Source organism: Pseudomonas sp. S3_B08 (assembly GCF_054667725.1).
In genome coordinates this window covers 1,617,808-1,630,535 of the sequence record NZ_CP162750.1, presented here as the reverse complement: position 1 = coordinate 1,630,535, position 12,728 = coordinate 1,617,808, and the positions used below count along the sequence as shown (strand labels likewise).

Sequence of the window (12,728 nt, the reverse complement as noted above, 5' to 3'; positions counted from 1 at the left end):
AGCGAGTTATCCCTGGTTGTCCGCCGTCAGGCTGTGCTGCAACTTGAACAGCTCCGCATCACCACGAATGCCAAGCTTTTTGAAAGCGGCCTGTTTTTGCCCGCTGATGGTTTTGCGACTGCGCGAGAACTTCAAAGCGATCTGCGTCACTCCCATCCCCTCGAGGCAGCAGCGCAATACTTCTTTTTCTTTCGGTGACAGAAGAGGATTACTGAGGAAGTCGTCGCCGTGCGCCGCGCCATCGTCATTGGCACCAGCAGGTTCGTCGACCGACGCAGGCAGCACATCGAGTTCGAAGGCCATTTCCGGCGAAAGATACAACTGGCCGGACGCAGCACTGCGGATGGCGGTGATCAGGTCATCGACCGACTGCGACTTGCCGAAGAATCCGCTGACGCCCGCCCCGATCGCCATATTCACTACCGCCGGGCGCTCTTCGGAAGATGAGACAAGGATGCGCATGCCCGGATATTGCTTGCGCAGCAGGCGGATCAGATTGAGCCCGTCCAGCTCCCCATCGTGCAGTTTGTAATCGAGTATCAGCAGGTCGATGTCGATTTCGCGCAATCCGGTGAGCAACTGCGCGCTGCTGCCATACACACCTACGACACTGAACTCGGCTTCGCGCGTCAGCCGCGACTTCATCGCCAGACGTATGAGCGAGTGATCATCAAGGATGGCAACGCGTAACGGATTCACGACTGACCAATGCATGAACAGCTCCATGATGAAGAGTGTTGGAGGACCATCAGCACTTGGCAACCGCAGCAAATTCCGGGCATCACCGAAGCATTCAGGTGCATCTGATTGATTTCTCGGCACATGATGAGTGTTTTGAAGGCGTGACGAAATAGGGCTTTGTCCCAAAAGTCAGAATGCCGCTTGCATCAACGATCGGATGTGCCTATTGCGCGGCGCCAGGACGACTTCTGGCCTTCGAAACGCCAGTCGACCAAATGCGCCCAATTCATCGGGCGAGCATAGAAGAAGCCCTGCCCCCACTGACAACCAAGCCGCGCCAGATGCTGAACCTGATCTGCGGTTTCAATACCCTCTGCCACCACGCGCATGTCCAATTCCCGCGCCAAGGCCAACGCCCCGTGGATGACCGCGCTGTAGCGCGCCTGATGGAAATTCTGCACGAAGCCGGCGTCGAGTTTGATTTCGTTGAACGGCATCTGGCACAGCCGCTCAAGTGAAGAATAGCCGACACCGAAATCATCGATTGCCAGACTGAAGCCGAGCATGCGCAGACGCACCATGTTTTCCATGCTGATCTCGGGCATCTGCAGCAGGCCGGTTTCCGTGAGCTCGAAAATGAGCCCAGCTGGCGAGGCGCCATGGATGCGCAACAGCGCCTTGATCCGGTCGACAAGATTCGGATTGGCCATCTGCGTCACGTCGAGATTGAACGCCAGCTTGAACGGCTTGCCGTGAGACTGGACGAAGCGCTGCAGACTCAAGCCTTGCGTGAGCAGGCTGAAAAACATCTCATCGAGCAGCCCGCAGCGCTCGATCGTCGGCAAGAACATGCCTGGCGAGAGCAAGCCGCGACTGGGGCTCTGCCATCGCACCAGCACCTCGGCGCCATCCACCTCACCACTGCGCAGATGAAACTTGGGCTGGAAGTAGGCGCGAAATTCCTGACGGCGTATCGCTTCGAGCACTTCGTTCTCCGAAGGCTGATCGAGATGACTTTCCACCACTTTGGTATCGCCCGGAGTGTGCGGCCGATAACGCGCCAACAATGGCCCCAGCACATCGATCATCAGAGGCTTGCCGACACTGCCAAGCAATTCCAGCCCCTGCAACGTGACAATCCGGTCAACCGTGCGCAACAAGTCTTCAGGCAGTGAACTGCAGATGATCACTGCACGAATCAAACCGGCCTCTCTCGCCAGGCGCAAGAACGTCAAACCATCCATCCCGGCCATGCTCAAGTCACACAATGCAACGTCCACGCCTCCAGCCTGGGATATCACAGCCAGCGCATCCTTGCCGTCAGCCGCCTGAAAGATATTTTTGTACCCCAGACTATTAAGCGCACTGACTGCCGCCGTGCGCTGAAAGGCGTGATCTTCCAAGACCAATATACGAAGCGTGTTCACAAACCTGGAACCTCTTTCTATCAGTCGTTAATAGCGAAAGTTTGAATAATCTTTCAAGCAGGACGCCCGCTCACAAACTTTGCGTTGACTGAGAATTTCTGCATCCGCGAATACTAGCCAGACAAAGACCGCACGACTTTGAGAATTGTCTCATTTGGCTCGCTGCACCATTACCGCAAATATGAATACGCCACTGCCATATTACTGACTGGCTCGCACCTTTATCGCTTTAAGACAAATCCCAAAGACCCGCCACCACCGCACACCTAATATGGCCTGGCATTTCAATGCAGCACTTCACAATAACTTCGGATATAAACATGAAAAAGTTCGCTTTCGCAGTACTCACTCTTTCCGTACTGGCTGCCTCCACTGGTGCAGTGGCTGAAGAAGAAGCCGCTAAAGCTGTCAAGGGCGGCAGCGGTCAAATCAGCTTCACCGGCGTTATCAACAACGACGCCTGCTCGGTAGACGGCGCTTCGGGTAACGACAAGATGATTGCCGTGGACATGGGCAGCGTGTCGATCAAAGACATGGGCACCGACTCTGCTCCGGGCGCCGGTCGTGTGGCCGCCAACGATTTCAACCTGAAAGTGAACTGCAACGCTGGCACCAAGGTTTCGATGCTGTTCAAACCAACCGTAAACGGCGGTTCGGGCCTGGTTGATGGCAAGAAAGTTCTCAAGCTGCAGGGTGCAGACGCGGCCAAGGGCGTTGGTATCGCACTGCTGGACAGCAATGGCCAGTTGATCGACCTGAGCTCCGAAGCCACTGCCAAAGTGCAGACCAACCTGACTGGCGACGCAACCACAGGTGGTGATGGCACCCTGTCGTTCGCAGCCGCTTACGTCACCACCGGCGACAAGACCACCGCTACTGCCGGTACCGGTAACGCCACTCTGCCGTTCGTTCTCGAATACGAATAAGCAGCCCGCAATACCTGGACGGGGCCGCTGTGCCTCGTCCTTCCCGAACAGATTAATCGGTGAAATCTATGTTAAGTCGCTACTTTCCGCTTTGCCTGGGGCTTGCCGGGGTGTTGATGACGCACTCGGCATTCGCCAGCATCTCCTTGAGCTCCACCCGGATTATCTTCGATGGCGCGCACAAAGAGGCGAATGTCACCGTGCGCAACGGCGGACAAACCATTCTGGCGCAATCGTGGCTGGATGCCGGCGACACCGCTGGCAGCGCACCGCCTTTCGCAGTTACTCCACCACTGGCCAAACTTGAGCCCAATCAACAGCAATTACTGAGGATTCTTTATGAAGGCCGCGGCATGCCTGCGGACAAGGAGTCGGTGGTATGGCTGAACGTGCAGGAAATCCCCCAGGCCAGTGCTGCCGATGTCAACACGCTGCAATTGGCGGTACGTCAGCGTATCAAGGTCTTCTTCCGCCCGGACGGACTCACCGGTGATGCCGCAAAGGCACCGGAGCAACTTGCATGGCAATTGGTCACTCAGGCTGGCAAGTCGGTGCTGAAAGTAAAAAACCAAAGCAACTACCACGTGTCGCTGGCCGATCTGAAAGTCGTTGCAGGAAAAAAAGCGGAATTGGTAATTGATTCGACAATGATCGTTCCAGGGGAAGTTCGCTCATTCAATCTGAAAGATCTGCCAGCTGGTACTTCGCATTTGAGTTTTTCAGCAATTAACGATTACGGCGCACAACAACGATTCGATGCACCACTAAGCGTTGCCGAAAGCCATGCCGAGCGCGTGAAAGATGCCTCCGCCCAGTAAATCCCCCACCCCACCCTGCCAACTTACAAGCTATTCACAAGTTCCGGACTCCGGTTGAAGCAACACGGACTGATAAGGCAAATTGCATGTTTCCCTCCCAACACCACACATCTGAAAGTTGTGTTAAGCATCATGTTGCGCGCCAGAAAAACAAAGCGGCGTTGGGCTGCCTGCATCCATTGTGCTTTGCAATCAACATGGCTATCTGTGGATTTGCCATAGGTGCCGACGCGCCGGCCGCGGTAGCGGGTGAAGCTTTCAATACGTTGTTTCTTGAAGGTTCATCAGCGGTCGATCTGCAACCCTTGTTGAATGCCAACAGCGTACTGCCGGGCCAATACCGCGTTGACGTTTTCAGCAACGGCACGCTGGTCGGTCGACGCGACGTTGATTTCGCGGCCAACCCGGTCAACGGCAAAGTCGAGCCACGCATCACTCTGGAACTGTTGCAGCAGCTGGGTGTGGACATGCGCAAACTTCGTGAGCAGGGTCTTGTTGACGAGCAGCACCCTGCCGATCACTACGACCTGCCTGCAATGATCGAGCAAGCGAGTCTCAATTTCGATGCCAACCGCCTGCGCCTCAATATCAGTGTGCCGCAGGTCGCCATGGCGCGTGGCATGCGCGGCTATGTAGATCCAGAGCTTTGGGACCAAGGTGTGGCCGCCGGTTTCATCAACTACCAGCTGAGCAGCACCCGCAGCAAAACCGATTACACCACGCAAATCTCCAATAACCTGGGGCTGCGCAACGGCATCAACTTTGGTGCCTGGCGTCTGCGCAACGAATCCAACCTGAGCAGCTCCACCGGCCGGCCCAACCGTTTTGTCAGCAACCGCACGTTCATCCAGCGCGACCTCACGGCGATCAAGGGGCAACTGAGCGCGGGTGAAATCTTTTCCGACTCGGATCTGTTCGACAGCGTGCGCTACCAAGGCGTCAAGATCGCTTCTGATGAAGGCATGCGTGCGGACAGTGAGCGCGGTTATGCACCGATCATTCGTGGCGTGGCGGAAACCAATGCGAAGATCGAGGTCCGCCAGGACAACTACATTCTCTACACCACCAATGTACCGCCGGGTCCGTTCGAGATCAGTGATATCTACCCATCGGGCTCCAACGGTGACCTGGAGATCACCATTGTCGAAGCGGATGGTCGGCGCAAGGTAACCCGGCAGGCGTTCTCCGCCCTGCCGACGATGGTGCGTGAGGGGCAACTGAAGTACAGCCTGTCGAGCGGCAAGTTCAACAACAACAGCGAGGGCTATGACAAACCGGCTTTCCTTGGGGGCACTTTCGCCTACGGCTTGACCAGCAATCTGACGGGCATTGCCGGCATTCAGGCGAGCAACGGCTTCAAGGCGCTGTCCATCGGTGCGGCGAAGAACACCTCGATTGGCGCGATGTCCCTGGACGTTACGCAATCGTCCAGCAAGGCATTCGGCAAAACTACCCAGGGCAGCAGTGTCCGCGCGCTCTATGCAAAGACCTTCACCGGTACCGATACCAGCTTCACTCTCGCCGCCTATCGTTATTCGACCGAGGGTTACCGCACGCTGACCGACCATGTGCAGGACACCAGCGCTGGCGCTACGCGGCGCGCGGGCAATGCCAAAACCCGTACAGATCTCACGGTCAACCAGACCCTTGGCGAAGCGCGCCAGTTCGGCTCGCTTTATTTGAATGCCAGTGACCAGCGCTATTGGGATCGCGGTGGCTCGCGCAGCTTTTCCGCCGGCTACAACAACAATTGGCGCGACCTGAACTACAACATCAGCCTGAGCAAAACCCAGGAATTCGGCGCACGCGGTGACACCAGCAACGATACGCAATTAAGCGTTTCAATATCGTTCCCGCTCGGATCGACACCACGCGCACCGCGTGCCTACGTTTCCAGTAACCATCAGAACGCCGGTACCAGCACGCAAGCCGGGATCAATGGTTATCTGACCGAGGACAGCGACACCTACTATTCCGTGCAGACCGGGCGCAGCGTCCAGGGCGAGCGCTCTGGCTCGCTCAGTTTGAGTACCCGTACGTCGATGGGCGATCTGGGCTTTGGCTACAACCGAGGCAGCGGCTATGAGTCGCAGAACCTGAGTGCGGCCGGATCGATCGTGGCTCATGCCGGCGGCATCAATATGGGCCAGACCGTCGGTGAAACGTTCGGCCTGGTGGAAGTCCCCGGCATGTCGGGCGTCGAAGTCAGCAGCTATTCGGGTGTGAAAACCGGCCTGAACGGCTATGCGGTTCTGCCTAACGCGCAACCGTACCGCGTGAACTGGGTAACGCTGGACACGCGTAACCTGGGCGGTGAGATCGAGCTGGACAATGCCACCCAGCAACTGGTGCCAAGACGAGGTTCGATAGTTCTTGCACGCTTCGAAGGCAGCAAAGGCAGACGCGTCCAGTTTGAACTGTACGATGCCAACGGCCAGCCGATTCCATTCGGCGCGGTGCTGTTGGATAGCGACGGCAAACAACTGGCATTGTCAGATCCGACGGGCAAGGCCCTGGCGCTGGTGACCAAAGATCACGGTGTCATCACCATCAAGTGGCAGGGCAAAAGCTGCCCCGTGCCGTACAAGCTGCCGGAAAAGGTCGAAGGCTTGAACTATGAGCAATACCGGTTGGCCTGCTCTTCGAGCGCGAAGTAGACCGACCGCGAGCTTGTCACTCTACGCCCCCTCAACCAAAACTCAGCCCTGATGATTCAGGGCTTTTTAATGCGCAGTTTGAGCATCGCGTTGATCAATACGCTGCCCCCAGAGCTGAACGTCAGGAGACCTTCCACGGATGCTCACGCCACTTGTTCTGAAAAAACTCGATGAATACTCGTATCCGTGGACTCAAATGCTTGCGATCCGAATAAAGCAGGTAGATCGGCTCGACCACACCCGTTTTGAAATCCTCAAGCAACGGCACTAGCGTTCCCGCTTTTACATCAAGCCCGATATGAAAGTCCGCAAGCTTCACCACGCCAGCGCCTGACAGCGCCATGTCGCGCAACAGATCGCCTTGAGTAAACGACGCGCTGGCGGTCACCGGTGCCGAGACGCCGTCTCCATCCTGCAAAAATGACCATTTGTTCCACGGGCTGACGAAGCTGAAATTGAAGCAACGATGATTCAGCAAATCTGCGGGTGTGGTTGGTGTGCCGTGTTCAGCCAGGTACTGCGGCGAGGCACAGATCAGCCATTCACATTCGCCGATGCGTCTGGCAATGCGTGATGAGCTGGGCAATACGCCGCTGTGGATGGCGATATCGAGCCCTTGCTCGAAGTGATCGACGAATTGCGCGCCGAGTTGGATCTCAACGTCCAGTGAGGGATACAAATCCAGAAATTCCGGTAGCCACGGCACGATCTGGTGTTTGGCGAAAGAGGTCATGGTGTGGATGCGCAGGGTGCCACTGACCCTGGAGGGCAACGCCTCGGCCAGCGAGTCCGCCTCGTTCATGGCTTCAACGACGGCTTTGGCGCTGCGCAGGTAAGCGGCGCCCTCCTCGGTCAGCGTCAGCACGCGTGAGCCGCGCTGGAACAGCCGGACCTGCAAGCGATCTTCCAGGCGGGTGATCAGTTTGCTGACCGCTGATGGCGTCAGGTGATGGGCGCGCGCGGCAGCAGAAAAACTTCCACATTCGGTAGACCAGATAAAAGCGAGTAGCTGCGAATAATTGTCCATGGCCGGTCCTGGCGAAAAGCTTGAAGGCATGTTGTCTCAACGCTCATGAAAAAGCGCGCCGAAGCGCGCTTTTTCCTGGGGTCCGGGTCAGCGAATGAACTGTTCGATGTAGTCGTCCGGCAAACCCAGCGTCTTGTAATGCGCTCGGGCGGCTTCAAGCTTGGTGAACACATCTTCGTAACCTACGGCAACGCCCTGCGGATCGACGTAAGTGTAGCCACCCTGCACGTGGAACCAAGTGATCATTTCACTCACATCCTCGGGGACGAACAGGGTATGCGTTTCACCGGGCGGCTCATAGGCAAAAGACCCCTCCTCCGCGACCCAGTCATGCTCCAGGTAGTACCAGCGACCCTTGAGCACGATCGCATGCACGCCGCCGGTATGGCGGTGACGCGACAGCACGCCGGCCTGACGCACCCGCAACAGGTTGATGTAATAGCCGCCGCTGGTGTTGAGCAGCAATGGCTTGAAGGAGACAGATTTCGTTACCGGCACCCACAGCGCATCGTCTTCAAGCCACTGCGTCATGACGCCCGGATGCACCATGTCGGGCGTCATGAATGGAACTTGCGGCAACTGGTACGCAATGGCGAGCTCATCAGGTTTAACAGGAGTATTCATTGTCAGGCCTCTAGGTTTTCTTGACGAACTCACAGCACTTGATTGCGCCAGGATTTCGCTTGAGGGAAAGGTTATGGCGTCGCTGTACGGGAGAAAACAGCTACTTGGTCATACCTGTTGTGACACAGGATCACAGCGTCGCGGGCGGCTTCGCGCAGCCTCTGATCAACCGCGCACCCAGGCTGTCAGCCGCCGCCAATCCTTCCACCAGGCGCTGGTAGGTCAAGGGCGGCTGCATGTTTCTGGCGTAAACCGCCGATAAGGTCGCGTCCACGAGGATAGTGATCTGCGCCGTCGTCAATGGCGTGCGCTGACCCAGCTCAGCGAACGTCACAGGCAGCTTCACCGCGTGCAGCAGACGCGCGACCTGTTCAATCTCTTCGACCGGTCGCGCCTCCACCGCCATCTGCACCAGCGTGCCGAACGCTACCAGTTCGCCGTGCAGCATCGACGCCATCGCCGGTATCGCGGTCAGCCCCCGAACCAGGGCATGGGACAGTGACAAACCACCGCTCTCGAAACCGACACCGCTAATCAGCACGGTGCCTTCGATGACCCGCTCGACATCATCGGTGAGTTCATGACGACACACCGCCTGATAAGCCGGGACGCCGTACTGCATCAGCGTGTCGAAAACCAGGTTGGTGAGCATCAACGCCGTGTGCAGAGGCGGTGTGCCGAAAGAGTTGTGGCCGCCGGCGGCGTAGCACTGTCGGGCTTCGAATTTCTTGCTGATGGCATCGCCGATCCCGGCCGCGAAGAACCGTGCCGGCGCCTGAACGATGACCTCTGTATCGACAATCACCGCAGCGGGATTCATCTTCAGGAACTCCACGCCCACCACTTTGTGCTCTTCGTCATAAAGCACGATCAGCCGACTCGTTGGCGCGTCACTTGAAGCGATCGTGGGGCAGACAATGATCGGTACGTCGAGATTGGCCGCCAGCCCCTTCGCCGTATCGATGGTCTTGCCACCGCCCAGCGCAATGATCGTGTCGGGGGCGTGCAGCAATGCCTGCTCGGATAACTGCGCAATCGCAGCGCGCGTGCACTCGCCGGGAAACTCGATGTGCAATGGCTCCCATCCCTGGTCCTGCAACGCGGCGCCAACCTGCGGCCATAGATGCCGGGCGACAAACTCATCGCAAAGCACCAGCGGCCGCGATCGGCCCATGTCGTGCAGCACTCTGCCCAATTGGTGCAATGCATTCGGACCCTGCTCGTAGCGTCCGGGAAATCCCATTGTTTTAACCATGACAAACGTCCTCGCAAGAAGTCATCAGCGCATCAACCAGCCGCCCGCGACATCAACCACCTGGCCGGTAATGAAGTCGCTTTCACTCGACGTGAGAAAACACGCCGCCCTTGCCACCTCAAGCGGTGTGCCCAGCCTGCGCAGCGGTGTCTCGTCGACCACGGCTTGATTGGCCTGGGCTGATACGGTCTTGAGCAATGGCGTTTCGATTCGTCCCGGTGCCAGCGCATTGGCGGTGATACCGAACGGCCCGAGTTCGCCGGCCAGGTGGCGGGTAAAGCCGATGATTGCGGCTTTGGTCGCACTGTAGTGCGCTGCGACAATCGGCAAGAACGCGCTGCCCGCCACCGAAGACATATTGACGATGCGCCCGAACCGGCGCTCGACCATGCCGGGCGCGAGCACTCGCACCAGGTTGAAGGAGCCATTGAGGTTGATATCGACCACCCGCAGCCACTCATCCGGCGCCATGGTCCAGATCGGCGCGGGTGCGCCGTGGTGTTTGGGCGAAATGCCGGCGTTGTTGATCAGGGTATCGATGGGGCCAAGCTCACCTTGCACGCGCTCGCAGGCAGCAGCGCAGTCTTGAAAACTCGCGACATCAGCCTGCGCCCACGCGACCGCAAAACCGGCATCACGCAACGCCACGCCCTGCTGTTGCACCTTGTCGGCATCAGCATCGAGCAGCGCCACGGCTGCACCTTCTTCGCAATACAACCGCGCGATCGCCGCACCGATGCCGCCCCCGGCGCCGGTGACCAATACGGTGCGCCCGGCGTGTCTGGAATGAGTCATGACCTTCTCTCGCTTGCAGATGAATGGACTGGGTCAGAGCCCCAGATAAGCACGCTTGACGTGCGGGTTCTCCAGCAGTTCCTGGCCGGTGCCGCTGAGCACCACCTCGCCGTTCTCCAGCACGTAACCGCGATGAGCAATGCGCAGCGTATGAACGATGTTCTGCTCGACGATCAACACGGTGGTGCCCAACTGGAGAATCCTGTCGATGATCTCGAAGACCTGCGACACCAGCAGCGGTGACAGGCCCAGCGACGGCTCATCAAACATCAACAATTTCGGCTCGGCCATCAGGCCCCGGGCGATGGCAACCATTTGTTGTTCGCCGCCCGACAGTGTCCCGGCGTTCTGATCAAGGCGTTCGCGCACCCTCGGAAACAGATCGAGAATATTGTCCAGACGCTGCCTGTAGCCTGCTCGTGCACTGCGTTTGTAGGCGCCCATCAAGAGGTTGTCGCGCACGCTGATGAAGGGAAACAACTGGCGCCCCTCCGGTATCAGTGTCAGGCCCGCGTCGACAATCTGATCGGGGCGATTGCCATCGATGCGCTGGCCTTCGAATTCGATCGTGCCTTGGGACGGTGTGACGATGCCGCACAAGCTGCGCAGGGTCGTGGTTTTGCCGGCGCCGTTGGCGCCGACGATAGTCACCACCTCACCGGCATTGACCTCGAAGGACACGCCACGAAGGATCTCCGTACCGCCATAGCCGCTGTGGACGTTGTCGAGTTTAAGCATGGCTGTACTCCTTACCGAGGTAGGCTTCGATAACCTGAGGATCGTTGATCACATCGTGAGGCGCGCCCTGCATCAGCAGCGTGCCGGAACTGATCACGACGATGCGGTCAGAAAGGCTCATGGTGGCTTGCATCAAGTGCTCGATCATCAACACGCTGACACCCGAATCACGCACCCGGCGAATGACTGCGATGGCCTTGGCAACATCCGTCGGGTTGAGGCCGGCCATGACCTCGTCGAGCAGCAGGATGCGCGGGCGCGTCGCCAGGGCGCGGGCCATTTCCAGGCGCTTCATGCCGCCGACCGTCAAGTTGCGCGCCCGGGTGTCGAGCAGCGCGGTGAGTTCGGTCAGCTCGGCGACTTGCTCGGCGATCGCCCTCGCCTCCTTCGCGTCGGCGGTGTGCATGAATGCACCGAGCATGATGTTTTCGCAGACACTCAAATCAGCGAATGGCTGGACGATCTGAAAGGTCCGGCCAATGCCTGCCCTGGCGAACTCGGCCGGGCTGTTCGGGGTGACCCAGTCGCCATTGAGCAGGCGCACTTTCACTTGGCCTTTGGACGGCAGGAGAAATCCGGAGAGCTGGTTGAACACCGTAGTTTTGCCGGCGCCATTCGGGCCGATCACACCCACGATTTCGCCTTCGGCCAAGCTCAGCGAAACATCGTTGGTGGCGTGCAGTCCGCCAAAGAACTTGTGCAGGTTTTCTGCGACCAGAACCGGCTCACCGTGCGTGGCCGAGTGGGCTTGCGCCAAGGTCGGCCCGATCGGTGCTTCTGTATTTGCCATCGGACGACAGCCGCCGGGCAATGAGTCGATCCAGGCAAATATCCGGGCCCCAAAACGCCCCACCACGCCTTGCGGAATAGTCAGCACCACCGCGACCAGCACGATGCCATAGACCAGACCGTGCACCCCGCTGCCCAGATCGCCCAGCCAGCCGCGTGCCAGTTCAGCCAGCGGCAGCACGAGCAAAGTGCCGATCAGCGGTCCCGATACCGTGCCCAGTCCACCAATCAACGCGAACATGGCGATCTGAATCGACATCTCCAGAGAAAACATCGAGCCGGGTTCGATGAAGGTCAGGTACATCGCGTGAAAGCTGCCGACCAGGCTGGTGATAAATGCGGACAACACCACGGCGATCAGCTTGACCTTGACCGAGTTCACGCCCACCGCATGGGCGGCGTCTTCACGCTCACGCACGGCGATCAGGTAATAACCCAGTCGGGAATTCTTGATCTTCCACGACACCGCCAATGTGATGAGCAGAAACGCGAAGGCAATCAGCAGGTATGGCCAGCGCGGGCGGAACAACATCCACTCGAAACCGAGCTTCAGCGGTACGCCCAGCCCTGCCGCACCACCGGTCACGTCATGCTGATTGATCGCCACCAGACGCACGACCTCCAGCACCGCAATGGTCGCCAAGGCAAAAAACGGCCCGCGCAACCTGAAGCACGGCCAACTGATCAGCACCGCGACAATTGACGACAGGATTGCGCCAGCGAACATGCCGATCCATGGACTGATGCCCAGTTTCATCATCAACAGCGTCGTCGTGTAAGCGCCCACTCCATAGAACACGGCATGACCCAACGACAGCTGGCCGGCAAACCCGCCGACGATGTTCCAGGCACTGGCCAGTGCCGCATAACTGCATATGAGGATGAACAGGTGATAAACGAACGGCGAGCCAACGCTCAATGGAATGATCAGTAACAGCGCCAGGGCCAGTGCACTGACATAGACACGCGGGTGCAAAATATTCATGACCAT

11 protein-coding genes are annotated in these 12,728 nt (G+C 58.3%); 3 read left to right on the top strand and 8 right to left on the bottom strand.

Translation table 11 applies throughout. The annotated features are described in order from the left end of the window. Nucleotides 1–6 precede the first annotated feature (6 nt). Entirely contained in the window at nucleotides 7–714 is a 708-nt protein-coding gene (locus tag AB4N73_RS07575; protein ID WP_041478777.1) for a response regulator transcription factor, read from the bottom strand. Between the two features lie 173 nt (nucleotides 715–887). Next, on the bottom strand, nucleotides 888–2,108 hold the full coding sequence (locus AB4N73_RS07570; RefSeq protein WP_056785675.1) for an EAL domain-containing response regulator: 1,221 nt from the start codon (nucleotides 2,106–2,108) through the stop codon (nucleotides 888–890). 320 nt (nucleotides 2,109–2,428) lie between these two features. Here AB4N73_RS07570 and AB4N73_RS07565 point away from each other — a divergent pair, with 320 nt between their 5' ends. The 3 genes from AB4N73_RS07565 to AB4N73_RS07555 all read left to right on the top strand — a co-directional run bounded on the left by AB4N73_RS07565 (nucleotide 2,429) and on the right by AB4N73_RS07555 (nucleotide 6,509). After that, a complete protein-coding gene (locus tag AB4N73_RS07565; RefSeq protein ID WP_056785673.1) occupies nucleotides 2,429–3,034 on the top strand; it encodes a fimbrial protein in 606 nt (201 codons plus the stop codon). Between the two features lie 68 nt (nucleotides 3,035–3,102). Continuing rightward, nucleotides 3,103–3,852: a fimbrial biogenesis chaperone gene (locus AB4N73_RS07560; RefSeq protein ID WP_041478776.1), complete on the top strand. Its 750-nt coding sequence runs from the start codon at nucleotides 3,103–3,105 to the stop codon at nucleotides 3,850–3,852. Nucleotides 3,853–4,049: 197 nt separating this feature from the next. Continuing rightward, nucleotides 4,050–6,509, top strand: a complete 2,460-nt coding sequence (locus tag AB4N73_RS07555) for a fimbria/pilus outer membrane usher protein (protein WP_460143191.1) — start codon at nucleotides 4,050–4,052, stop codon at nucleotides 6,507–6,509. Between the two features lie 121 nt (nucleotides 6,510–6,630). On the opposite strand, the gene AB4N73_RS07550 is transcribed toward AB4N73_RS07555, so the two are convergent. The 6 genes from AB4N73_RS07550 to AB4N73_RS07525 all read right to left on the bottom strand — a co-directional run bounded on the left by AB4N73_RS07550 (nucleotide 6,631) and on the right by AB4N73_RS07525 (nucleotide 12,722). After that, nucleotides 6,631–7,536, bottom strand: a complete 906-nt coding sequence (locus tag AB4N73_RS07550; RefSeq protein ID WP_460143190.1) for a LysR family transcriptional regulator — start codon at nucleotides 7,534–7,536, stop codon at nucleotides 6,631–6,633. Nucleotides 7,537–7,623: 87 nt separating this feature from the next. Further along, nucleotides 7,624–8,160, bottom strand: a complete 537-nt coding sequence (locus tag AB4N73_RS07545) for a 2,4'-dihydroxyacetophenone dioxygenase family protein (protein ID WP_024012829.1) — start codon at nucleotides 8,158–8,160, stop codon at nucleotides 7,624–7,626. 130 nt (nucleotides 8,161–8,290) lie between these two features. Further along, nucleotides 8,291–9,415: a glycerol dehydrogenase gene (locus AB4N73_RS07540; RefSeq protein WP_460143189.1), complete on the bottom strand. Its 1,125-nt coding sequence runs from the start codon at nucleotides 9,413–9,415 to the stop codon at nucleotides 8,291–8,293. A 24-nt stretch (nucleotides 9,416–9,439) separates the two neighbouring features. Next, nucleotides 9,440–10,210: an SDR family oxidoreductase gene (locus AB4N73_RS07535; RefSeq protein ID WP_024012827.1), complete on the bottom strand. Its 771-nt coding sequence runs from the start codon at nucleotides 10,208–10,210 to the stop codon at nucleotides 9,440–9,442. A gap of 33 nt (nucleotides 10,211–10,243) precedes the next feature. Further along, entirely contained in the window at nucleotides 10,244–10,948 is a 705-nt protein-coding gene (locus AB4N73_RS07530) for an ABC transporter ATP-binding protein (protein ID WP_016774571.1), read from the bottom strand. After that, nucleotides 10,941–12,722: a branched-chain amino acid ABC transporter ATP-binding protein/permease gene (locus tag AB4N73_RS07525; RefSeq protein WP_205869292.1), complete on the bottom strand. Its 1,782-nt coding sequence runs from the start codon at nucleotides 12,720–12,722 to the stop codon at nucleotides 10,941–10,943. Before AB4N73_RS07525 ends, AB4N73_RS07530 begins: the two co-directional genes overlap by 8 nt. Nucleotides 12,723–12,728: the final 6 nt, after the last annotated feature.

What these genes read in the sequence shown, in the direction of transcription:
- AB4N73_RS07545 (WP_024012829.1), bottom strand. Translation starts at nt 8,160, where the DNA reads ATGAATACTCCTGTTAAACCTGATGAGCTCGCCATTGCGTACCAGTTG.
- AB4N73_RS07550 (WP_460143190.1), bottom strand. Translation starts at nt 7,536, where the DNA reads ATGGACAATTATTCGCAGCTACTCGCTTTTATCTGGTCTACCGAATGT.
- AB4N73_RS07575 (WP_041478777.1), bottom strand. Translation starts at nt 714, where the DNA reads ATGCATTGGTCAGTCGTGAATCCGTTACGCGTTGCCATCCTTGATGAT.
- AB4N73_RS07525 (WP_205869292.1), bottom strand. Translation starts at nt 12,722, where the DNA reads ATGAATATTTTGCACCCGCGTGTCTATGTCAGTGCACTGGCCCTGGCG.
- AB4N73_RS07540 (WP_460143189.1), bottom strand. Translation starts at nt 9,415, where the DNA reads ATGGTTAAAACAATGGGATTTCCCGGACGCTACGAGCAGGGTCCGAAT.
- AB4N73_RS07555 (WP_460143191.1), top strand. Translation starts at nt 4,050, where the DNA reads ATGGCTATCTGTGGATTTGCCATAGGTGCCGACGCGCCGGCCGCGGTA.
- AB4N73_RS07530 (WP_016774571.1), bottom strand. Translation starts at nt 10,948, where the DNA reads ATGCTTAAACTCGACAACGTCCACAGCGGCTATGGCGGTACGGAGATC.
- AB4N73_RS07535 (WP_024012827.1), bottom strand. Translation starts at nt 10,210, where the DNA reads ATGACTCATTCCAGACACGCCGGGCGCACCGTATTGGTCACCGGCGCC.
- AB4N73_RS07565 (WP_056785673.1), top strand. Translation starts at nt 2,429, where the DNA reads ATGAAAAAGTTCGCTTTCGCAGTACTCACTCTTTCCGTACTGGCTGCC.
- AB4N73_RS07560 (WP_041478776.1), top strand. Translation starts at nt 3,103, where the DNA reads ATGTTAAGTCGCTACTTTCCGCTTTGCCTGGGGCTTGCCGGGGTGTTG.